The following is a 22,451-nucleotide window of genomic DNA, read 5'->3' as shown; positions in this document are numbered from 1 at the left end:
CAATTGGGCTAGGGTGTTTCGCTTTTTATTAAATTCCAATCCAAATGAAAGCCTTACTACAGAAAATAAGAAAATGTGAAATCTGTAAAGAACATTTACCGCTAGGACCAAGACCCATTATTGCTGCGGAGTCAAAAGCAAAAATCCTGATAATTGGACATGCGCCCGGCACCAAGGTTCATGCATCGGGAATTCCATGGGATGATCAAAGCGGTAAGCAACTTCGGAAATGGATGGGGGTGTCTGAAGACTTGTTTTATGATGAAACATTCATTGCGCAAATGCCAATGGGATTTTGTTATCCTGGTAAAGGAAAATCTGGAGATTTACCGCCGAGACCCGAATGTGCTCCCCAGTGGCATCAACAAGTGTTAGATCAATTGGTAAATCTTGAAATGGTACTGCTTATTGGGCAACATTCCCAGCGTTTTTATCTAAAAGACAGATTGTATAAAAGTCTAACTGAGACGGTAGCGCATTTTGATGAATATTTACCACAACACTTTGTAATGCCGCACCCTTCGCCAAGAAACCGTTTTTGGCTTCGGAAAAATCCTTGGTTTGAGGAAGAGGTAATTCCGGTTTTACAGCAAAAAATAGAACAGTTGGCAGCAACTCAGTAAGATATATTGGAGCGCAAACGACTAAAAGTTTCAGGTTTCATATTGAGGTAGCTTGCCAAGTATTTCTGAGGAATTACCTTCAAAGCTTCCGGGCAACGTTGCATAAATGTTAGGTATCGTTGTTCCGCTGATAACGTCAAGATTTCGACCTCACGATGTAATCGACCAAAGAGAATGTTCTTAAAAAATTCATGACCCCATACATAAAACCCAGGATAATTTTCAAATAGCCACTGATAATCTGTCAAGGATATGGCCAACAATTTGGAAGGTTTCAAGGCCTCCAAAAAACTATGCGAAGGTTCTTGGTTGATAAAGGAGTCAAAAACACCTGAAGGGCTGCCTACGTAGGAAAATCCCAAGACCACTTTTTCGCCTTTTTCATTTAAGATGTAGATGGCTTGTACACCCTCCAAAACAAAATAGAAATAGCGTTCTATACTCCCGGCCTCGGTAATGAAGTCGTATTGCTTGAATTCTTTTTCTACCCAAAGCGACTTGAAATGGGCAATATCGATAGCGCTGAAATCGACATGGGAAAAGAAAGCTTTTAAACGTGTAAAATTGGCATCATCCATATGAAAAGGAATTCCCTTTAAATTTAAAAAGAACCCTTATCATGAAAAAGTTATTGGTGAATTCCTGATAAAATACCTTCAATTTGAACCATGTGTCTTTCAATGTGACAGATTAAAAACTCATAGCATTCTGGTAGATAAAATAGTACAATTGGGCCAATGGCTGAGGTAATTTTTGTTTTTTTCAATTCCTTGTTACGACTTTCAAGTATGCAGGTTTTTAAATGTTGATGTAGTTTATTGAAATCCTCAAAGACTTTATTTGCATCGCCTTGGTCCAATTGGGATAGATCCAAAAGCGGCTCAAACCTTTTCAGTGTTTTCAATTTCCATTTTACAACCCCATTTTTTGGTCGTTGCGCTTCAATAACTATTTTTTGCCAAACCCGCGCTTTAAATTCGGAAGGATCATTTTCTGTATCGGGTAGGTTTTGGAGCGCTGCTTCCAGTTTGTTGTAATACAACAAGTAGGATTTATTGAGGTGCTCAATTACCTCTAACACAGACCATGATTTAGGATCTAATGGAGTTGTTAACTGGGTAAAAGGCAAGTTTTGCAGTTCCTGCACTTTTAAAAAAACACCATTTAGCCGTTGGATTTGGTTTTCTGGAGTAATATAGAGTTTGGCCATGACTGTTCGTAATTTTGATTTATACAAAGATCAGTCTTGCCTTGTCAATAAATGTTGATGCAAATCAAGAAATTAGCGATACGAATATGTGGTATTAAGAATTAGTATTGGGAACCATCATGTTTTCCTTTTTCCCATCCGATGTTGCCCAAATAGGTTTCCGCACTTTCCACCGCACCATCTTCAATGGAAGTCCCCATAGAATCGTTCCAACGGTTGAGGTAACCAAATAGAGAAATCACACCTAACATTTCTACGATTTCACCTTCGTTCCAGTGTTCGTACAATCGTTTTTTTATGTCGGCATTTACCGTGTTTGGTACTTGTGAGGCAGCTAAGGAAAAATCCAAAGCAGCACGTTCTGCATCGGAAAATGCAGGATGGGAACGGTATTCCCAAATATTGTCCAACTGCTCTTGTTCCGCTCCATAGCGCTCGGCAGCGCGAATAGCGTGTGCTTGACAATATCTGCAGCCAGTGGCGTTACTGCTTACCCAGGCAATCATACGTTTTAAGGCCGAAGTCACCCTGCCCTCATTGGCCATCACAGCCTTATTAAGATTAATGAATGCTTTTGATATTGCAGGTCTGTGTTGCATGGTCAGAACCGAATTAGGGCAAAAACCAAGGGTTTCATTAAAAAATTCCGCAAGCTGTTTTGTTTCTTTATCGTGATTGGGGTCTAGGGGTTTTACTAAGGCCATGAATGCTGATTTTAATCGTATTTTTGATAGTTACAAGAAACAAAAAATTGACAGCATGACAAATCATATTAGCACCAAATGGTTGGGCGGGATGGCTTTTGAGAGTAATAACCCATCTGGATTGAATTTAAAGATTGACGCAAGCCCCGATGATGGTGGGAACGGGGAGGGGTTTAGACCCAAAGCCTTAATGCTATCTGCATTGGCAGGTTGTTCCGGTCTGGATATTGCTTCATTGATTAAAAAAATGAAATTGGAAGTGGATGAATTCCACATCGAAACCATAGCGAATTTAACGGATGAGCACCCCAAGTATTATGACGCTGTAGTAATTGAATATCATTTTCATGGCTCCAATCTTAACGAAACGAAACTGCAAAAAACCATAGATCTTTCGGTAGAAAAGTATTGCGGAGTAATGGAAATGTTCCGCAGGTTTGCCGAGTTGGAAATCAAACCGGTATTTCATCATACCTAAGTTCAAGTTCAAGGATTAAGTTCATTTACTAAGTTCAAATATTGAGCTGGACTACTTCATTCAAGTTCTAGGATTTTCTTAGTTTTAAAGAATTATCGACCTCAAAATCAAAATTAATGGACTATGGGCCATAAGAAATTTGACTTGGAGGAACGGTTTGTACATCTAGCTGCAAACATTGCACTTTTTTGCAAGGAATTACCTTCGGATTTTACTGGACAATATTATGGTAATCAATTGCTTCGTTCTGGAGGCAGTGCAGCATTGAATTTTGGTGAAGTTCAAAGAGCTTATTCCGTAAAAGACTATTGCCACAAAGCCTCATTGGTTTTAAAAGAATTAAAAGAGTCAAGAGTCAACCTCAAAATATTGAATAAGATATGTTATGGCTCCGAAAAAAACAGAAGCAAACTATTGGATGAGATAGAGCAACTTATCAAAATAATAGCTGCTATAATTCGGAGTAAAACACGCTGAGCTTAAACTTAATTTTTGAATTTGATCTTAAAACATGCGTTGGATAATAAAACCAGTCCCTTCACAAAACGAAATTGATGAACTAGCACGAGTATTGAAGGTGGATTCGTTGGTAGCCCAATTATTGTTGCAAAGAGGGATTACCACATACGAAGAGGCTAAAAAATTCTTTAGACCACAGTTTTCCGATTTACACGATCCTTTCTTGATGCAAGATATGGATCGGGCTGTATCACGGATTGAAAAAGCAATAACTACAGGGGAACATATTCTGGTGTATGGTGATTACGATGTGGATGGGACTACTGCGGTTGCTTTGATGGCCTCCTATTTAAGAGAAAGATATCCTCATGTAGCCACCTATATTCCCGATCGTTATAACGAAGGATATGGCATATCCAAACAAGGGATTGATTTTGCCGCAGATAATGATGTTACATTGATAATAGCGTTGGATTGCGGAATAAAAGCGTTGGAACAGGTGGACTATGCCCACCAAAAAGGTATTGACTTTGTAATCTGCGATCACCATAGACCGGGAGAGACCCTACCCAAGGCAGTTGCGGTATTGGATCCCAAACGGGAAGATTGTAATTACCCTTATCAAGAACTATGTGGTTGTGGTGTAGGATTCAAGCTCATTCAGGCGCTGGAAATTAATAGTGGTGGCAGTGTTGATGGTCTCATTCCATATTTGGATTTGGTGGCAACGGCTATTGCTGCGGATATTGTACCGATAACGGGTGAAAATCGTGTGCTCGCGTATTACGGATTAGAAGTAATTAATTCTCAACCGCGAATAGGATTCAAGGCGATTATAGACCAAATAAAAAAGAAGGCTTTGTCCATCACTGATGTGGTGTTCATAATTGCGCCAAGGATCAACGCTGCGGGTAGAATGAAACACGGACAGCATGCAGTGAATTTGTTGATGGAGACCAATCTGGAAGCAGCTAAGAAGTTTGCCAGTGAGATCGAGACCTATAACGCTGACCGAAAAAACCTGGATCGGGAAATAACTGAAGAAGCCTTGGTTCAAATCAAGGAAAATGATGAACAGCAAAACTTCACATCGGTGGTCTATAATGAAAATTGGCATAAAGGTGTGATCGGAATCGTGGCTTCAAGATTGATAGAAACCTACTATCGCCCAACACTTGTTTTTACGAATAGTGGCGACAAAATGGCGGCTTCGGCAAGATCAGTCAAAGGATTTGATGTATACAATGCTCTTGACGCCTGCTCCGAATATTTAGAACAGTTTGGGGGACACAAATATGCTGCAGGATTAACCTTGGATAAGGCGCAATACCATAAGTTCAAAGTAGCTTTTGAAAAAACGGTATCAGAAACCATTGATCCCAATTTATTGACACCGGAAATTACCGTTGATGCCCAAATTGACTTTCATCAGATCAATCCTAAATTAATGCGGATTTTAAAACAATTTGCGCCCTTTGGACCTGGAAATATGTCGCCCGTTTTTATGGCGTCAAGACTGCGGGATACGGGCTATGGAAAAGGTGTGGGTGAAGAAGAAAAGCACTTAAAATTGACAGTCTTGCAAGATGGAAATCAAAGGTTTGGTGCTATCGGGTTCAATTTAGCACCAAAATGGCCTGCTATTAAATCCAAGAGTCACTTTGACGCAGTATTTTCATTGGACGAGAATGAATGGAACGGTAGAATAGAATTGCAATTTAAACTTAAGGATATCCGATGAAAATAGAACACTTGGCCATATGGGTGAAGGATTTGGAAAAAACGTGCAACTATTATGAGTTTTTTTTTAATGCAAAGCGAGGGGAAGCGTATTACAATCCGAATAAAAACTTCCGCTCATATTTTTTGAGTTTTGATAAGGGTGCTCGTTTGGAATTGATGCACAATCCAGAGGTTTTGCAACTAGTGAACCCTGCTAAAGAACGAATTGGATTGGTTCATTTTGCAATTTCAGTTGGCTCCAGGGAAAAAGTTAATGCCATAACGGAGCAATTACGCAATGCGGGGTATAAGATTGTTGGTGAACCCCGAACAACCGGCGATGGTTATTATGAAAGTGTAACTTTGGATCCAGAAGGCAACCGAATAGAGATTACTGTATAACCATGACCAATAACGCGATAGACCCCTACGCGGCACTTAGATTCCCAGAATTCAACACTTTTTTGGTAGTTCGTTTTGCCATGGTGTTTGCATGGTCTACGCAGTTTATTGTGATTGAATGGCAGGTGTATTCCATGACCAAAGATCCTTTGTCATTGGGGATTATTGGTTTGATGGAAATTATCCCAGCGGTAAGTATGGCATTGTTTGCGGGTCACATTGTAGATCAATCTGAGAAAAGGAATCTGTTGATTAAATGTATTATTGGATTTTCGATGATCAGTTTGGGGCTTTTCTGCGTTAGTGATCCCCGTTTGGAAAATTCCTTGTCGTCTAGCACCATTTTATGGATTATTTATGCGTTGGTTTTTTGTGGTGGGTTGGTCAGAGCATTTATTGGGCCAACTGTATTTTCTCTAATCGCGTTGATTGTACCTAAAAAAATCTACCCTAATGCCGCTACTTGGAGCAGTTCCACATGGCAAGTAGCATCCGTTTTAGGGCCGGCATTGGCCGGATTCAGTATCAGTTGGATTGGCGTACATTGGTCTATGTGCGTGATATTTGGATTTTCCATATTGGCTTTGATTTTCCTTTTGAAAATAGCTCGAAAACCTATTGTGAACCCTAAAATAGGGGAACCAATTATTCAAAGTTTAAAAGACGGTTTGCGATTTGTATTCAATAGCAAAGCCATATTTGGCGCATTGACCTTGGATATGGTGGCCGTACTGTTCGGTGGTGCGGTGGCCCTATTACCAATTTATGCCCAAGATATATTGCATGTTGGGTCTGAGGGTTTTGGCATTTTAAGGGCTGCACCAGCAGTAGGGGCTTCAATTACTATGTTGGGCTCTACCAGATTCCCATTACATAAAAATGCAGGAAAGAAATTGTTGTGGGTGGTTTTTGCCTTTGGCGTGTGTATCATCGTTTTTGGGGTATCCAAAATCTTTTGGCTATCGGTGATCGCATTGTTTGTAAGTGGTGCCGTTGATGGAGTCTCAATGATTATCCGACAAACCATCCTTCAATTGAAGACACCAGACCATATGCGAGGAAGGGTAGCTTCCGTAAATTCAATATTTGTGGGATCTTCAAATGAGTTGGGGGCCTTTGAAAGTGGATTGGCTGCAAAAATTCTGGGAACGGTAACTGCAGTGGTTTTTGGGGGTTGTATGACCGTATTTACTGCTGGTACCACTGCTTTGATTTCACCTAGCTTTCGAAATTTGGATTTGACCAAGGATGTGGAAGAACATAGTAAGGAATAGGTTCGAAAGATGTTTGGCTTCAATGGAAGGGAGCTTCTATTCTATCTCCTCGGATATTTGGTTGTGATATCACCACAAATTTCAAATCGCTTTTACCATTATTAAATATGCAGTGTTTGGTCCTAGGAGGGATGTGTATTCCCGAACCTGAAGGAACTTCAATTATCTCTTCTTCAATTTTAAAAGTGGCGATACCTGACTTGATTTCAAAATATTGCTGGGCAAACTGATGGTAATGTTCTTTTTCGGCCGTATTGGGAGGCATTAGCTCCTCGATTACGCTTAACTCAGGTGTGTACACCAAAAACCAGCCACTACAATTATCGCCCCAACGATAATGTTCGCTATTGTTCTTATTGCGAATCATTCACCCAGTTTTTCAAGAGCAAGTTTTTCACCATCAAAAACAGCGTAGGTGAAATAGGAAATCCAATCGCCTAAATTGGTATAAACTGACTTTTCATTGAGTTGGATTTCCATTGGAAGATGTCGATGTCCAAAAATAAAATGATCGTAATGTTGCGTTTCCAATTTTCGCTTTGCGTACAAAACCAACCATTCTTTGTCTTCTCCTAAAAATTTGGCATCAGCATCTCCAGAAATTATTTTGTTGTTTACGGATAAATGCTGCCCCAAGCGAACACCAAGGTCTGGGTGCAACCATTTGAACAACCATTTGGCAAAGGGATTGGTAAAAACCTTTTTCATGCGCTTAAACCCTTTGTCATCAGGGCCTAACCCATCTCCGTGACCTATAAAAAAAGAAGTGTCATTGATTAAAAACTGCTGAGGTTTATGGTAGACTGGAATGTTCAACTCTTCTTCGAAATAGCCATTCATCCATAGATCATGGTTACCCACAAAGTAGGTAATCTGGATTCCGCGGTCCGATAATTCAGCGAGTTTCCCCAAGGTTCTAGTAAATCCTTTTGGGACAACGGTTCTATATTCAAACCAAAAATCAAAAAGATCACCCATCAAAAAGATAGCACCAGCATCTTCCTTAATGGAATCCAACCACGCCACAAACTTTTTTTCACGCGGTAAACTGTCCTTATTGGTTGGCGCACCCAAGTGATTGTCGCTGGCAAAGTAGACTTTCTTTCCTTTCTGTAATGTCAGGTTCTTCATTTGAGGTTAAAGATAACCATTAAGCTTGCATGGCAATACCATTCAATTTTATCGATAGGTATACAAAAGATAGCTTCCTCCGATAACAAGCAAGGGTGAAGCAATCATCATAAGGATTACACTAAAGCGGTAAAGTCCCCAGAATGTAACCGTTTTTACATTGGAGGAATCCTTACGGTCATAAATGATCTTTACCTTATCACCAACAGCATAGGCTGGAGGACTTGAACTGACTGGGCTTTTGTATGTCTGCAAGGTATTACTGCGATCTTTGAATTCGAATACCGGGGTGTAGGTATTTCCGTCGCTATCATAGTTGGTCAACAAATCACGGACTACCGCAGTTGTCCGAATGCCTTCCATTAGCAATGTTTTGGTTTTTTGGTATTGTTGGGCTGAAAAATAGGCCAATACCAAACCAAGAAAAAACAGTCCGCCATAAAGAACTACCCACATTGTATACTTTTTGGAAGCCATTAGGCTATCTTTTGAATCTTCTTCTATTGCGCATTCTTGTAACAATATAGACTACAATGACCAATAGTGCCAAAATGGGAAATACGAGGTCGCTGTTTAAATATGAAAGTATGTCCATTTTTATTTTTTAAATTTTTCCAAAGCTTCTTTTGTATTTGGCGATAATGCCAATTTACCAGATGCTTCTGCTCGTTCCAAAAGGAGATCGTCCCAATGGGATGTTCCTTCCCAGAGTACTTTTTTCATTTTTTCCAAGGCTTCGGGATTGTAGGTTGCCAACTTATTTACATGGAACTCCAATTCTTTATCCATTTCCGCAATGGAATCAAAAACCCTAGAAAACAATCCTTTTTCTTTTGCCCAATAGGCATTTTTCCAATCTGTTGGTGCAAATGACAATTCTGCAAGTCCAGATTTACCGATTTTCCGCTCTACGGCTGGAGCAATGACCAACGGAGCTATTCCAATAGTGATTTCCGATAACTTAATTGAGGCGCTTTCCGTTGCATAAACATAATCGCAGGCAGCGGCCAATCCTACACCTCCGCCTACTGCTTTGCCTTGAACCCGGCCGAAAATGGGTTTGGCACTCTTGCGCATTGCATTGATTACATTGGCAAAGCCGCTAAAGAAAGCTCTTCCTTCATCTAAATTTGATATGGCCACCAGCTCATCAAAGGAAGCTCCTGCACAAAATGCCCTTTCTCCTTCAGACTTAAGAACTAGTAAGGAAACTTCTTCTTTTGCGGATAATTTATCGATTTCTGCGGCCAACCTAGCCAAAAGTTCAGATACAAATGAATTACTGGCTGGATGACCAAATTCCACCCAGGCGATACGGTTTTCGATTTTGGTATAAAGACTTCCGTTGGTTCTTGTTGTGGACATTTCAAATTCTAATTACGCCAAGTTAAAGGTTAGCTTGGATGACTAAATTAAGTGTTTTGGAGCAAGGGTCGGAACTTTCTTCTAAATTTCCAGACCAAGGCCAATCCACGAATGAGCATCCATACAACAAAGGCGATCCAAATCGCATAAAAACCCCAACCCAATAGTTTACCGATGTATAAAGCGGGTACGAATCCTAGAAACGTCGCGGACAATAGGACATTGCGCAAATATTTCATCTCGCCCAATCCTTTAAAGAGGCCATCAAACACAAATGCCAAAGTGTTCATGGGCAATCCTAAAATCACTATAAAGAAAATGCTGTAGAAGGTTTGCAATACAATTTGATCATTGGAAAAGAGATGACCAATGGAATTGTAAAATACAAACCCAAGGGACATTAAAACTAGACTTACAACCATCCCGTAGGTGATTATTTTTCGTGCTAACTTCCATAGACCATCGTAATCCTTAGCGCCTAAAAGTTTACCTCCCATACTGTTTCCGGCGGCCCCATATCCGTCAATAAAAAATGCCGCGAACAACCATAGGTTTATGGCAATGGTATGTGCTCCAATAAATCGATCTCCCAAAGAAGTGGCCTCACGAACGGCGATAATCAATGCCGCATTCAATGCAATTGCCCTAACAAAAAGATTAAGACTCATGAATATCAATCGCTTTAATTCCTTATTTAAGGGAAATATCAATTTAAGGCTGATATCGGTTTTCTTGAGGAGCAATATAAACACCAAAAGGGCCATAACCGCTTGTGAAATAAGACTTGCCCAAGCAGCACCGTCCAAATACATGGCAGGAATAAATCCATCAATACCATATACAAAAGCAAAATCCAAAATAATATTCAGGGCGGCACCTATTATTGCAATGACCATGGGGTAGAAGGTGTTTTGCAATCCCCTGAAAATTCCAAAAATGGCAAAAGTGAACAGTGTCAATGGAAAACCCCAAACCCTAATGGAGTAATAGGAAATACAATACTCCAAAATTTTACCTGAGGCCTCAAATAGGGAAAAAATCTCTTCAATTATGAAAATGGTGGATACCAGAACCACGATACTTAAAAGTATATTGAAGAAAATTGCTTGGGCAGGAAGATTCTTCACTTCTTCTAGCTTTCCTGCACCTAAGTATTGTGAGATAATCGCTGAAATCGAGCTTCGGGTTTGGCCCAGTACCCAAATCAGCATGGATAGGAACGAACCTACAATGCCGGCAGCTGCCAAAGACTCCAGGCCATCTACAGGAATGTTGCCTACAATAGCGGTATCTGTGATGGACAGAATAGGTTCTGCTATTCCCGAAATGGTTGCGGGAATGGCGAGTTGGTTAATGGATTTTAAATTGATTTCCGTTGCCAAAGTCAGTGCAAGTTACAGCACTAATTCGTAACAATGAAAAGGATGTGAACTTTGTTTTGGAAAGAAAATATCGCCCAGTTTTTTGTAGCCGCGTTGTTCATAGAAATGCTGATTTCGCTTGTTCTGGGAAAAGGTATCCAATCTAACGGATTGGATATTATTCTTTCTTGCGAAATTCTCTCCAAAATCCATTAATTTTTGAGCATAACCCTTCCCTTGCAGTTCAGGATCTATACTAAGTCGATGGATGTAAATATTGTTTTCGTTTTTGGTCAACCATTGGATGGGGATGTATTCTTCATCCATAAATGTGGACACTACCACGGTACCCATCACCTTACCATCTAGTTCTAATACGTAAAGCTCATTTCTTTTGACATCGTTTTGAAAAGCTTCGCGAGAGGGGTAGTGTTCATTCCATTGGTATATACCCATTTGCTCCATTTTTTGCGCACATCTTCGAGTAATGTGAAGGATATCTTCAATATCTGTTATCTTTCCGGGTCTTATCATGGATTCGTTTCAATTAAATTGTAAATTTAAGCTATAATCATAACCACCAACCTATGAACAATATACTTGTACCCATTGGAACTTCACCTAATTCTTCGGACACCTTGCAATATGCGATTGACTTTGCCGCGAATTTTGGGGCTCAAGTGTTCGTCATGGATGTTTTCCAGGTTATGTCTGCTGCGGGTAGTTTGGCCAATGTTGAGCAGAAAGTTGCGCAAAGTAGTAAAGAGCGGCTTAAGGAAATCATTGATACTATTAATTCCAATGGCGTTGAAATAAAAATTGCCACCTACAATGGCGACATTTTGGATGGGTTAAAAAGTATCAATAAAGAGTTTGGGATTGATCTTATTATCATGGCTCCACGTAGCAATGATATTCAGGATGAACTCTATCTGGGTAATACTTCAGGTAGGATAATAAAGCAAACCAATATTCCAGCTTTATTGGTGCCAAAGGGCACTTCGTTTAAACCGATTGCAAATATTATGACGGCTTTTGGTTCCGGAATTTTAAAACGGAGCAGGGTGCTAAATCCGTTGGTTGCGATCAAAGATAAATTCAGGTCCAGTATTACGTTACTCTTGGTAAAGCGACCTGGCTATTCAGAAGATGATCTTCAAATAAATACGGCTATGTTGGACTTAAGTCAACAAGTTAACATTACGGAACAGGCCACTACCTATTTGGGAGTATTGGAGTATTTTCAGAAAGAAGAGCCGGACCTTTTGTGCGTCTTCCGAAGAAAACGTGGTTTCTTTAAGAAACTATGGGAAAAAAACACCATTCCAAAGTCCGAGTTTTTCGTTCCTATTCCGGTATTGGTGTTGAGTGTTAAAAAAGAATAACGGAAGCCGAATCCGATTTTGAAACTTTCTTAAAAAGTCTTTCCTTTGCCCTCCGCGGGGGATTAGCTCAGTTGGCTAGAGCGCTTGCCTGGCAGGCAAGAGGCCACCGGTTCGAATCCGGTATTCTCCACATCATATTAAGACCCTCACTTTTGTGGGGGTTTTTATTTACTTCTAATTTGTCAAAAAATGATTCTTTTGGTTGCACGAAAGAAGCATGTATGGGGTCAAATTATAAAACCACTTTTTTGAATAGTTAAGTTTTTAACTAGGATTACAACCTAAATTTAGAAACGGCCAATATTAAAACGGATTATCAGAATGGATTTAGAAGGTAAAGTAGCTTATATTACAGGTGGAACAAAAGGTATTGGATTGGGCATAGCCCAATGTTTGTTGAAAGAGGGCATGAAAGTAGCTGTCAGTGGAAGAAGTCAAGACGGAGTAGACAATGCCATCTCAATTTTGGAACCATTGGGTGATATTTTAGGAATTGTTGCGAATGTTGTTGAGTTGCAAAGTGAACATAATGCAGCAGCGACTATATTAAAGCAATGGTGTCAATTGGATTTAGTAGTTGCCAATGCTGGTGTCGGTCATTTTGCACCTATTTATGAGTTGGAGCCTGAAAAGTGGCAACAAATGATTGATACGAATTTAACAGGAGCCTTTAATACCCTAAGGGCTAGTTTTGAAGGATTGAAAGCATCAAAAGGTTATTATATGACCATCGCTAGCCTTGCCGGCACCAATTTCTTTGCGCAAGGAGCGGGATACAACGCAACTAAATTTGGAGTTGTGGGTTTTACCCAAGCAGCTATGCTCGACTTAAGAAAACATGATATAAAAGTTACTACCATAATGCCAGGTTCTGTAGCCACCTATTTTAACGATAATGTTCCAAGTGATAAAGATGCATGGAAAATACAAGCTGAGGACATTGGAAAGCTTGTTGTGGATTTGATGCACATGCATCCAAGAACGTTACCTAGCAAAATAGAGGTGAGACCAACACGGCCAGATTTGAAATAATCACTCCAAGTTTTCGATAAAGGGGATATTAGGGTTACAAATTTCAGAGATTAGTTGAAAAAGTGATGCTTCAAAGTTAGATAAGGATTCATCCGTTATGACAGGACTGTTGAAGGAAAACTGAAGGAAACCCTTGTTTAAATTTTTAAAGGTATAGATGCCAGCTATCATAGTTGAGACCCCTGTATTTTTATAGTATAGATAGCTGTAGCATAGCAATTGAAATGCTTTACTCTTATCATAGCTCTCCGTTAATTCATTCCAATCCTTTAGCTTTACATTAATGGGTTCAACACGCCCAGTTTTATAATCCACTATTCTTAGCGACCCATCTACCAAATCAACCCTATCAAGAGTACCTTTAAGTTTAATGGGGTAATCCAATTCCGGAATTTGAAGTTCGGTTTCAAATTTTTGCTCCAGAGCTATGATTTTGATGGTATGCTTTTGCAACTGCGCCAACTCCAACTCCAAAAACTTAAGGATATAGTTGAGAACAACGTTATAAACTAAAAGGTATCTACCCTTTTCTAGGTTTACTCCGGGCAGTATTTTAGCAAAGACATTCGCTATGGTTTCTGCTGCATTGCCCACTAAAGCCTTATTAATTGCTGGGGTCAGTTCTGTTTCAATATAGGGCTTGTAAAGCACTTCAAGGCTGTCGTGGATAATGGTCCCAAATGTATTCGCGGCAATACTTTCTTCTACTTCTTCAACATCATAGATCTTTAAAACACTCTTTTTATAGAATTCAATGGGGTTGCGTATATAGTTGGTTAAAGATGTTGGGGAAAAGCCATTGGCGGCGAACACCTGCAAATCCACCTTCATTTTTTTGTCCTTATCAATTGTTAAGGGCGAGTTGGGTTGTACCTCTACTTTGGGAGCTGCAATGGTATGCCTAACATTGTCTTTAAGGTTTGGGTCTGTCAATAACTGTGAAATCAATCTACTTCGTTCACCGCCTTCCAGGACATCGGGCTCCGTATTGTAAATAAGATGTACGTTTTTTGCCCGCTGGATCAATCGATAAAAGTGATAGGTATATATTGCATCTTTCTCTTTATAGGTGGGCAGACCAAACTCTCTTTTTACATCGAAAGGCAAGAAGGAATTATTGGATTTGCCTGATGGTAGGATGCCTTCGTTGACAGAGGTTATAATTACGGTTTCAAAGTCAAGGTTCCTACTTTCCAACATACCCATGATTTGCAAGCCGGAGAGTGGCTCTCCAACAAAATCAAGTGTTTCAATAGAAGCCAATTGCTTGAAAAACCCTTTGATTGATTTAAGATTGGAAATAAAATCCACAATCAATAATTGCTGCTGCAATTGATTGAACAATTTGAAAAAGCGGTAAAGGTGTTCCAATAGTAACGGCTCTTCCTTTTTGACATAGCTATCCTTTAGATACAAAATCAAGTCTAAGGAGGTTTGCACCCACTGTTTAGGGGTTAATTGCGTTTCAGGAAATAGTAACTGAAGTAATGGGGAGTTTTTGGAATAAGGTTCAAGAACAGTGCTATTGATATAAATGAGGTTGTGCGTTTTAATTTGTGTGGTTATTTCAGAAACAGAAGCAACAGCTTCAGCTGTGGACAAAACCTGGGTTAAGGGACTTGAAAAAAGGGAAAGGACATCTTCATAAAACCAACCTCTTTCTACTTTGGCGATGTGCATATCTAGATAAGACATGAAAAAAGCATAAGTAATAGTAGTGTTAAGGGGCAGACCCATAGTGATGTTCACCTTGGAAATATAATCAGGTATTGCTTGAAGTACCGGATTTAGCAAGGACTCATCTGCCAACACTAGGGCGGTATTTTGAAGCCCATTATCAGCACTTTCATTCAGTTGTGAAAGCAAACCTCCAACCACTTGTGCTTGATTGATGCTTTTAGGAACTCCGGTTATTTCTATGTTTTTCGTTTGCAGAAAGTTGTTCTGAATGCCTAAAAGGGAATTTTTCTCGTAATAGGACCAGAATTTCTTATAATCTCGGATAAAAAGTCCAGCATCATGTATGGTGTTTTCCAAAAAATAACTGTCAATATCCCAATACACTTGGTTGATTGGGTTTTCCAAAAAACGCTGAATGATTTTAATCTCAGCACTGTTTAAGGCATTGAATCCGATAAAAACAATAGGGTGGTCGTTTTCAGTTTTTGAATCAGCAGCTATTTTTTGAGCCGCGGTACGATATATCAATCCCTGATAGCCAAGACCTTTTGACAGTAGGTTTTCGGTAAAGGCTTGATATATAGGCAGGAGATTGTTCCAAAGTTGCAGATAATTTTGAATCAGTTCAGTTTTGTTCTGCTGTAAAGACCAATGGTTAAGTTCTTTAATTGCGGACAAGTAACCCAGAATTTCCTTTTGGGGGATTAAATAACGGTCTATTTCATTAAAGTCCTGAAGTAAGGTTTGTCCCCATTTTAAAAACGTATCAAAATCGTCATGCGCTTTAATATTGGTTTGTTTGTAAGCTTCGTAAAGCAGAAATAACAAGTCTAGATTGGATACTACAGCAAGTTCTGAAAGTTCTAGTACAAATTCTTCAATAGCCAGAATGGGAGGGCAGAATACTCCTTGTTCCAAACTGTTTGTTATGTACTTTTTAAGGAAGGTACCAGAGCGTTTGCTAGGGAGTACATAGGTACAATTGTTAATGGCAACATCTTTCTGTTTGAGGTCTTGAAGCACATATTCTAGAAAGGCTTGTTGCATACACTAAAATAAAAAAGGCCCTGCATTTGCAGGGCCTTTTCTCAAGGAAATTTAATTCCTTTTATTATTTGATCAAGTTGATTTCAACTCGTCTGTTTTGAGTTCTACCAGCTCTAGTGTTGTTAGTAGCGATTGGCTTGTCTTCACCGTACCCGATAGCAGTAAGTCTGTCAGCGCCGATTCCTTTGTCAATCAAGAAATCACGTACAGAGTTAGCTCTCTTCTCAGATAGAGACTGATTCAATTTAGCACTACCTACACTATCAGTGTGACCTTCAACTGTAAACTTAGCAGTTGGGTACTCGTTCAAGATTTGGATAATGTCAACCATTACTGAAGTAGACTCAGCTTTGATAGAAGACTTACCAGTATCGAACAAGATAGTTCTAGCGTAATCGTTCAATTGCTTTTGAACTTCTTCAGTTACTTCTGGGCAACCGTTGTTTGCAACAGTACCAGCTACGTCAGGACACTGATCGTCTTTGTCAAGAACGCTATCACCGTCTCTGTCTGGCCAAGGGCATCCATTGTTTTCAGCAGGACCAGCTTCGTTAACACACTGATCATCTTTGTCAGCAACACCGTCACCGTCAGCATCAGGACATCCAGCTAGTGCAGCAAGACCAGCTTCATTTGGACAAGCATCATCTTTATCAGCGATTCCGTCGCCGTCAGCATCAGGACAACCGTTCATTTCTTTAGATCCAGCTTCGTTAGGGCAGCTATCTTTACTGTCTTCGATTCCGTCACCATCAGCATCAGGACAACCGTTGAATGCTTCTAGACCAGCAACTTCTGGACAAGCATCGTCTTTGTCATAGATACCATCACCATCAGTGTCAGTACCACCAAATTTGATGCTAAGACCTGCCATGTGTTGGAAGTGTCTTACTAGGAAATCCTCGAATGCATGCTTGTATTGTGTTTGAAGGGTAAGACCAATGTTCTCAGAGAACCAAACGTTTACACCGATACCTCCGTTAACTGTACCAGCACCAACTTCATCAATCCAAGTATAACCACCACCGATTTCGGCGAAAGGATCGATTGTAGTATTCTTTAGGAAGTTGTACTTAATGGTACCGTCGATAGCATAGTGTGAAAGGTCATCAACAGGTTGGTCACCGTTCATTTCTATTCTGTTCAAAGAACCTCTTGCACCTACAGAGAAACCATCTCCTACGTATTTGCTAACAGCTACATAAGAAACAGAAGGCAAGATATTCCAGTGATCAGATACATTAAAATACTCATCAAACAAAGTAGTACTTGAGAAAGGATTGCTCTCATCATTGGTTGGATAAGTATCAATGGCGTTGATACCGAAACTGATCTGCCATGGATTATTCTCGTCTTGCGCTTGTACGTTGTTAAAACCCACAAAGACAAGGGCAACAACCAATAATTTGCTAAGATGTTTCATGCTCAAAATTTTAAGTTTAAGTGTTTATCAGCAGCAAATGTAAGTTGTTAAGACTTATTAACAAAATCAAATTTTCTTTTTTTTTGGTGCATTACATAGAACATTTAATGCGTTTCAACGATTTTTAGGGCTTTTCCAACTTCAATAAATGCGGCAATGGCTTTATTCAGATGATGCTTCTCATGTGCTGCGGATAATTGAACCCGTATCCTCGCTTTCCCTTTGGGTACAACCGGATAGAAGAATCCTATTACATATATACCCTGTTCAAGTAACATATCCGCCATTTGTTGCGACAATTTGGCGTCATAAAGCATAACAGGGACTATTGCGGAGTCGCCATCTATAATGTCAAATCCTGCTTTTTTCATGCCATCCTTGAAATATTCGGTATTCTCCTGGAGCTTATCGCGTAGCGTGGTGTCTTTATCCAACATGTCAAATACCTTGATGGATGCCCCTACAATAGCCGGGGCTAATGAATTGGAGAATAGATAGGGTCTAGAACGTTGTCGAAGCATCTCTATGATTTCTTTCTTACCGGTAGTATAACCCCCCATGGCACCACCAAGTGCCTTACCTAGGGTTCCCGTAATAATGTCAATGCGGTCCATTACACCTTTTTCTTCCAGGGTACCTCTGCCGGTTTCTCCAATAAAACCTGCGGAATGACATTCGTCAATCATCACGAGGGCATCATATTTATCTGCTAAATCACATATTTTATCCAAAGGAGCCAATAGCCCATCCATTGAGAAAACACCATCGGTAACAATGATTCTGAATCTTGCCCCATCTTCATGACTTTGCTTCAATTGCATTTCAAGTTCCTCCATGTTATTGTTGGCATAGCGATAGCGTTTGGCTTTGCACAAACGAACGCCGTCAATAATGGAGGCATGATTCAAGGAATCTGATATGATGGCATCCTCTGCCGTCAATAGCGGTTCAAACACCCCGCCATTCGCATCAAAAGCCGCAGCATATAATATGGTATCCTCAGTGCCATAGAAGTCAGCAATCTTTTGCTCTAGTTCTTTGTGGATATCCTGGGTTCCACATATGAATCGGACTGAAGACATTCCAAAACCATGGGAGTCCAAGGTATCCTTAGCGGCTTGGATCACATCTGGGTGGGATGAAAGACCCAAATAGTTATTGGCGCAAAAGTTGATTACTTCTTCCCCCGTAGATATTTTAATGACCGCATCCTGTGGTGATGTAATAATGCGTTCCTTTTTATATAATCCTGCTTCTTTGATTTCTTCAAGCTCGTTTGCCAAGTGATTTTTAATTTTTCCGTACATAGTAATTCGTTTAAAGGAAAAGAGGTGTTATTTGATTGTCAATATATATAATAATAATGTGTTCAATAGTATATCCCATATCTTTTAAGGCGTCGGCATATGAAACGATCTGTTCCTTATGACTTGGTGCTTTTTTACCGGTTTTATAATCGATAACAGACGCTTTGTTATTTCTGAGCATAATCCGGTCTGGTCGAAGAATTTTTCCTGATGTCAATAAAAGTTCCTGTTCATTTCTAACTTCATTTGATGTGGAATAAAATGAGCTAAGTTGTGGATGACCCACAATCTCCTTCATTTTCTGGGCCACAAATGGAGCGGATTCAATAGGAAGTTCGCCGGTTGATGTGATTTCATTGATCACTTTGGGCACATCTTCTTTTGTACCCACCTTGCTCATGGCAAAATGAATCAGATTGCCCATCTCCACGGATTCCCTTCTACTGTCATCCCAAAGTTGAACTGACCGCGTAGAAATCTCGAATGATGTCCCTTTTTCACTCCTATTCTTAAATTGAATTGATTTGGTATGGGACGGCAATTTATCAGCTTCCAGTTGATTTGGCAATGATCCTATTACATAATTACCTGTTTCAATTTCTGGGATAGCGGCATCTTGTACATAGTATTGAAGCAAGTCCGAATAGGAATTACATTGTTCTAAATTGGCTATTGGTTTAGACCGTTCAGATATTACGTAAAGTGCTTTTTCTGCGCGAGTCATCGCAACATATAACACATTCAGTGCATCCAGTTCGGTTTTCCCTAATTCTTCAACATAAGTTTGAGCGGCAACAGCATTGTACTCCATCATCTCTTTCTTATAGTTGACCAATAAATGTGGGAGCTCCAAAGTTGCTTCCTTTGCCGTTGCGGCCACCCAAGCTTTCTTTTGTTTTCTGGGGTCGTTTATCATGGCATTGGCAAACGGAAATAGTACCACCGGAAACTCCAACCCTTTCGACTTATGTATGGTCATGATTTTAACCGCCTCCATTTGCTCAGGGGCTGTAATGGACAACTTATCTTTTTTACGTTCCCAATGTTTCAAAAAGGAATTAATTCCAGGTCCCTCTTTCTGTTCCATTTCCAGAGCTTCGTCCAAAAGAAAAATCAAGTAAGCTGGTGATTCATTCACCAAATCAAATTTGGTTATCGCATGATCTAAAATGGTTAATGTAGTCTCGGATTTAAGTAGGGCCACGTTAAAATCATATCGATTGAAAAGAAGATCGTCAAGATTATCCTTATGCGAAGCGATGAACGAATGCCGATATTCTTGACCGGAGGACAGAAACAACAAAAGCTGAAATACTGCTTCTTGATGACTTGGATTATCCAAATACTGCAATAATGCGATTAGAAATACAACAACCGGATCATTCTTTAGCAGTAAGGATTCGGATGAAACTACGGGCACCTGATTTTCCGAAAGATAGTTGGCCAGAAGTGTTCCATGATCATTTTTGCGGACGAGTATGCAGATATCACCGTAATCAAAGTTGTGGTTTTTGACCTCTCGAATCCTCTCCAGCGTCTGAGCACAATAGGCCATATCTTTATTGGGACTATTGGAATCCAGAAAGCTTATATGAACCAAGCCGCCCTTTTTGTGGTTGGTTTTTTGAACACTTTCTGTAAAAAGTTGTTGGTATGCTCCTTGTTTGAAATAGGGGGAAATCGTTCCGAAAAAGTGATTGTTGAAATCTATGATCTGACTATGGCTGCGCCAGTTGGTTTCCAACGCAAACAGTTCTGGTGCTACGGAAAACGGATTGGATTTTAGATTGATAAGGTTCAGCAACTGTTCAGCTTTTCCACCGCGCCAACGATATATGGCTTGTTTTACATCGCCTACCAGAAACAAAGACCCTTGTTCATTAGTATCATTCATACTTTCCAATGCATTACTAATTAGGGGAACTAGATTTTCCCACTGTAATTTCGATGTGTCCTGGAATTCATCGATAAAATAATGACGATATTTTTCTCCCATTCGCTCATAAATAAAGGGAGCCGGTTGGTTTTTTACCTCTTTGGAAAGTAAGGAGTTTAAGGCCGATATGGGGATTACTTCCTTGTCTAGTTCTATTTGCTTCAATTCCTTACCGATTTCGTTCAAAAGGCTGAGCGGAACAATGTTGCCGTAGCAGTTTTTCAGGTAATTTCGTTGAAAGAGTAATCGCTTTATGGCGTTATAGTGCTCAAGAATTTGAGCACATAAAATTGTTGAATCCCGTTTGTCACTTGCTTTAAGTATTTTTCCATTTACTAGCGCTTCCTCCAATTTGTTGGCATATAATACTTTGGTCTCAAATGTTTGACCTAGAATTTTGTTGAAGTGATTGGGCAAGGTTTTTCTAGGAAAATCATCCGGTTCAAATCCTTGGTCGTGTATTTCTTGGAGTACAGTTTCGGAAATGGTCTGTGCTGCTACTTCCAGCTTTTTGATTTGATCTAAAATCTTCTTTTGTATTTCTTTGAAGTCAGCAATTTCTTTTCCCGTAAGTTTTTCCAAGTTTTCAGCGTGATCTTCCTGGAAAAGCAGTTTCCCTATTTCAACCAAATCCCTAGAGATATCCCAACTTTTATCTTCAGCAATTTTTTCCAATGAAAATGCAATGAGAGCATTGGTAAGCGCTTCCTCTTTTCCTGCACGCTCCAATACCCTTCCCACAGCCTCCTGTAATAACAACTCAGTATCCAATTCCACTTCAAAATTTTGCGACAGTTGCAAGTCCCGTGCAAATGTTTTGATGATTTTATGGTTGAATTTGTCAATAGTGGAAATCTCAAAAAAAGAGTAGTTGTGCAGAATACGTTGAAGCAAGCTTCTGGACCGTTGCTGTAATTGCTGGGGACTTATCCCAAGTGCCCTACACAATTCTTTAAATAGTGGACTTCTGTTTTCAGGATTTTCCTGACCAAATTGGTAGAGGCTATCCAGTATACGGGATTTCATCTCACCCACCGCTTTGTTGGTAAAAGTTAGGGCCAAAACCTGCCTAAATTTTGTAGGGGAGCCGTCTTTTAATAGCAGGTACAGATATTCTTTGGTCAAGGAATAGGTTTTCCCAGAACCAGCAGAAGCATTGTATATTTTAAACGCGGCGGTATCCAAAACAAATTTCCTGCAAATTACGGATTAGCGGTCTGAACTTAAGCTTGTGGAAGATGAAATATATATCATAAAGCCGTATTTTTACAGGAATCATTAAAAACTTAAAAACAATACAATTATGGCTTTTGATTTACCAAAATTAGCTTACGCATACGATGCCTTGGAGCCACATATAGATGCCAGGACCATGGAGATTCATCATACCAAACACCACAATGGCTACACCACTAAATTAAATGGTGCTATTGCTGGTACAGATATGGAAGGCAAGAGTATTGAAGACATACTCTCCAGTTTGGACATGTCCAATGGAGCAGTGCGGAATAACGGAGGCGGTTTTTACAACCACTGTCTGTTTTGGGAAGTAATGTCTCCTGATGGCGGCGGTACACCAAGTGGCGAACTGGCTTCTGCAATTGATGAAGCTTTTGGATCTTTTGATGCTTTTAAAGAACAATTCAGTGCTGCGGCAGGAACACGCTTCGGTTCTGGATGGGCTTGGTTATGTGTCCATAAAGGTGGAAAAGTAGAAGTATGTTCCACACCTAACCAGGACAATCCCCTGATGCCGGAAGTAGGTTGTAGTGGGCATCCAATTTTAGGTTTGGATGTTTGGGAGCATGCCTATTATTTGAATTATCAAAATCGCAGACCTGATTATGTTGCTGCATTTTTCAATGTGATCAATTGGGACAAAGTATCGGAGTACTACGCTGCCAACAAGTAA

At 39.9% G+C, this 22,451-nt stretch carries 22 protein-coding genes and 1 tRNA gene; 10 read left to right on the top strand and 13 right to left on the bottom strand.

Features of this window, described 5'->3' with window-relative positions:
- The first annotated feature begins 44 nt into the window (after positions 1-44).
- Positions 45-623, top strand: coding sequence for a uracil-DNA glycosylase family protein (locus M3P19_RS09070; protein WP_249657348.1), 579 nt, complete (start codon positions 45-47; stop codon positions 621-623).
- On the opposite strand, the gene M3P19_RS09065 is transcribed toward M3P19_RS09070, so the two are convergent.
- From M3P19_RS09065 to M3P19_RS09055, 3 genes are all read right to left on the bottom strand, one after another.
- A complete protein-coding gene (locus M3P19_RS09065) occupies positions 617-1,201 on the bottom strand; it encodes a Crp/Fnr family transcriptional regulator (protein WP_249657347.1) in 585 nt (194 codons plus the stop codon). The genes M3P19_RS09070 and M3P19_RS09065 overlap by 7 nt on opposite strands.
- A gap of 50 nt (positions 1,202-1,251) precedes the next feature.
- Positions 1,252-1,833, bottom strand: coding sequence for a DinB family protein (locus M3P19_RS09060; RefSeq protein ID WP_249657346.1), 582 nt, complete (start codon positions 1,831-1,833; stop codon positions 1,252-1,254).
- Between the two features lie 101 nt (positions 1,834-1,934).
- On the bottom strand, positions 1,935-2,537 hold the full coding sequence (locus M3P19_RS09055) for a carboxymuconolactone decarboxylase family protein (RefSeq protein ID WP_249657345.1): 603 nt from the start codon (positions 2,535-2,537) through the stop codon (positions 1,935-1,937).
- A gap of 55 nt (positions 2,538-2,592) precedes the next feature.
- Here M3P19_RS09055 and M3P19_RS09050 point away from each other — a divergent pair, with 55 nt between their 5' ends.
- The 5 genes from M3P19_RS09050 to M3P19_RS09030 all read left to right on the top strand — a co-directional run bounded on the left by M3P19_RS09050 (position 2,593) and on the right by M3P19_RS09030 (position 6,872).
- The gene (locus M3P19_RS09050) at positions 2,593-3,015 is read left to right on the top strand and encodes an OsmC family protein (RefSeq protein ID WP_249657344.1); all 423 of its coding nucleotides are present in this window, start codon (positions 2,593-2,595) and stop codon (positions 3,013-3,015) included.
- A gap of 123 nt (positions 3,016-3,138) precedes the next feature.
- Positions 3,139-3,492 (top strand): four helix bundle protein, encoded by a 354-nt coding sequence (locus tag M3P19_RS09045; RefSeq protein WP_249657343.1) that lies wholly within the window; start codon positions 3,139-3,141, stop codon positions 3,490-3,492.
- A gap of 34 nt (positions 3,493-3,526) precedes the next feature.
- Positions 3,527-5,215, top strand: coding sequence for a single-stranded-DNA-specific exonuclease RecJ (recJ, locus tag M3P19_RS09040; RefSeq protein ID WP_249657342.1), 1,689 nt, complete (start codon positions 3,527-3,529; stop codon positions 5,213-5,215).
- A complete protein-coding gene (locus tag M3P19_RS09035) occupies positions 5,212-5,598 on the top strand; it encodes a VOC family protein (protein WP_249657341.1) in 387 nt (128 codons plus the stop codon). Before recJ ends, M3P19_RS09035 begins: the two co-directional genes overlap by 4 nt.
- Positions 5,599-5,600: 2 nt before the next feature.
- On the top strand, positions 5,601-6,872 hold the full coding sequence (locus M3P19_RS09030) for an MFS transporter (RefSeq protein ID WP_249657340.1): 1,272 nt from the start codon (positions 5,601-5,603) through the stop codon (positions 6,870-6,872).
- Positions 6,873-6,891: 19 nt separating this feature from the next.
- Here M3P19_RS09030 and M3P19_RS09025 read toward each other — a convergent pair whose 3' ends face one another.
- From M3P19_RS09025 to M3P19_RS09000, 6 genes are all read right to left on the bottom strand, one after another.
- Entirely contained in the window at positions 6,892-7,239 is a 348-nt protein-coding gene (locus M3P19_RS09025; protein ID WP_249657339.1) for a cupin domain-containing protein, read from the bottom strand.
- The gene (locus M3P19_RS09020; RefSeq protein ID WP_249657338.1) at positions 7,236-8,003 is read right to left on the bottom strand and encodes a UDP-2,3-diacylglucosamine diphosphatase; all 768 of its coding nucleotides are present in this window, start codon (positions 8,001-8,003) and stop codon (positions 7,236-7,238) included. The genes M3P19_RS09025 and M3P19_RS09020 overlap by 4 nt, the downstream gene beginning before the upstream one ends.
- A 48-nt stretch (positions 8,004-8,051) precedes the next feature.
- Complete coding sequence (locus M3P19_RS09015) at positions 8,052-8,480, bottom strand: DUF3592 domain-containing protein (RefSeq protein ID WP_249657337.1); 429 nt, start codon at positions 8,478-8,480, stop codon at positions 8,052-8,054.
- Positions 8,481-8,600: 120 nt separating this feature from the next.
- Entirely contained in the window at positions 8,601-9,368 is a 768-nt protein-coding gene (locus M3P19_RS09010) for an enoyl-CoA hydratase/isomerase family protein (RefSeq protein ID WP_249657336.1), read from the bottom strand.
- A 47-nt stretch (positions 9,369-9,415) separates the two neighbouring features.
- On the bottom strand, positions 9,416-10,750 hold the full coding sequence (locus M3P19_RS09005) for an MATE family efflux transporter (RefSeq protein WP_249657335.1): 1,335 nt from the start codon (positions 10,748-10,750) through the stop codon (positions 9,416-9,418).
- Between the two features lie 12 nt (positions 10,751-10,762).
- Positions 10,763-11,263: a GNAT family N-acetyltransferase gene (locus M3P19_RS09000; RefSeq protein ID WP_249657334.1), complete on the bottom strand. Its 501-nt coding sequence runs from the start codon at positions 11,261-11,263 to the stop codon at positions 10,763-10,765.
- A gap of 53 nt (positions 11,264-11,316) precedes the next feature.
- Between M3P19_RS09000 and M3P19_RS08995 the strand changes: the two genes are divergently transcribed.
- The 3 genes from M3P19_RS08995 to M3P19_RS08985 all read left to right on the top strand — a co-directional run bounded on the left by M3P19_RS08995 (position 11,317) and on the right by M3P19_RS08985 (position 13,146).
- Positions 11,317-12,114 carry a universal stress protein gene (locus tag M3P19_RS08995; RefSeq protein ID WP_249657333.1) on the top strand — a complete coding sequence of 266 codons (798 nt, stop codon included), beginning with the start codon at positions 11,317-11,319 and terminating at the stop codon, positions 12,112-12,114.
- 56 nt (positions 12,115-12,170) lie between these two features.
- Positions 12,171-12,244: transfer RNA gene (locus M3P19_RS08990), tRNA-Ala, on the top strand.
- A gap of 191 nt (positions 12,245-12,435) precedes the next feature.
- Positions 12,436-13,146, top strand: a complete 711-nt coding sequence (locus tag M3P19_RS08985; protein WP_249657332.1) for an SDR family oxidoreductase — start codon at positions 12,436-12,438, stop codon at positions 13,144-13,146.
- Here the strand turns inward: M3P19_RS08985 and M3P19_RS08980 are convergent, their stop codons facing one another.
- The 4 genes from M3P19_RS08980 to M3P19_RS08965 all read right to left on the bottom strand — a co-directional run bounded on the left by M3P19_RS08980 (position 13,147) and on the right by M3P19_RS08965 (position 21,724).
- Complete coding sequence (locus M3P19_RS08980) at positions 13,147-15,873, bottom strand: PD-(D/E)XK nuclease family protein (protein WP_249657331.1); 2,727 nt, start codon at positions 15,871-15,873, stop codon at positions 13,147-13,149.
- Positions 15,874-15,937: 64 nt separating this feature from the next.
- Positions 15,938-17,296: an OmpA family protein gene (locus M3P19_RS08975; RefSeq protein WP_249657330.1), complete on the bottom strand. Its 1,359-nt coding sequence runs from the start codon at positions 17,294-17,296 to the stop codon at positions 15,938-15,940.
- Positions 17,297-17,400: 104 nt separating this feature from the next.
- On the bottom strand, positions 17,401-18,603 hold the full coding sequence (gene kbl / locus M3P19_RS08970; RefSeq protein ID WP_249657329.1) for a glycine C-acetyltransferase: 1,203 nt from the start codon (positions 18,601-18,603) through the stop codon (positions 17,401-17,403).
- A 10-nt stretch (positions 18,604-18,613) separates the two neighbouring features.
- Positions 18,614-21,724 (bottom strand): UvrD-helicase domain-containing protein, encoded by a 3,111-nt coding sequence (locus tag M3P19_RS08965; protein ID WP_249657328.1) that lies wholly within the window; start codon positions 21,722-21,724, stop codon positions 18,614-18,616.
- 118 nt (positions 21,725-21,842) lie between these two features.
- Between M3P19_RS08965 and M3P19_RS08960 the strand changes: the two genes are divergently transcribed.
- On the top strand, positions 21,843-22,451 hold the full coding sequence (locus M3P19_RS08960) for a superoxide dismutase (RefSeq protein ID WP_249657327.1): 609 nt from the start codon (positions 21,843-21,845) through the stop codon (positions 22,449-22,451).

It is taken from the genome of Flagellimonas spongiicola (assembly GCF_023502425.1).
GTDB classification, from domain to species: Bacteria; Bacteroidota; Bacteroidia; order Flavobacteriales; family Flavobacteriaceae; genus Flagellimonas; species Flagellimonas spongiicola.
The sequence above is the reverse complement of the archived record's forward strand: the minus strand, read 5'-3'. Positions and strand labels throughout refer to the sequence as shown.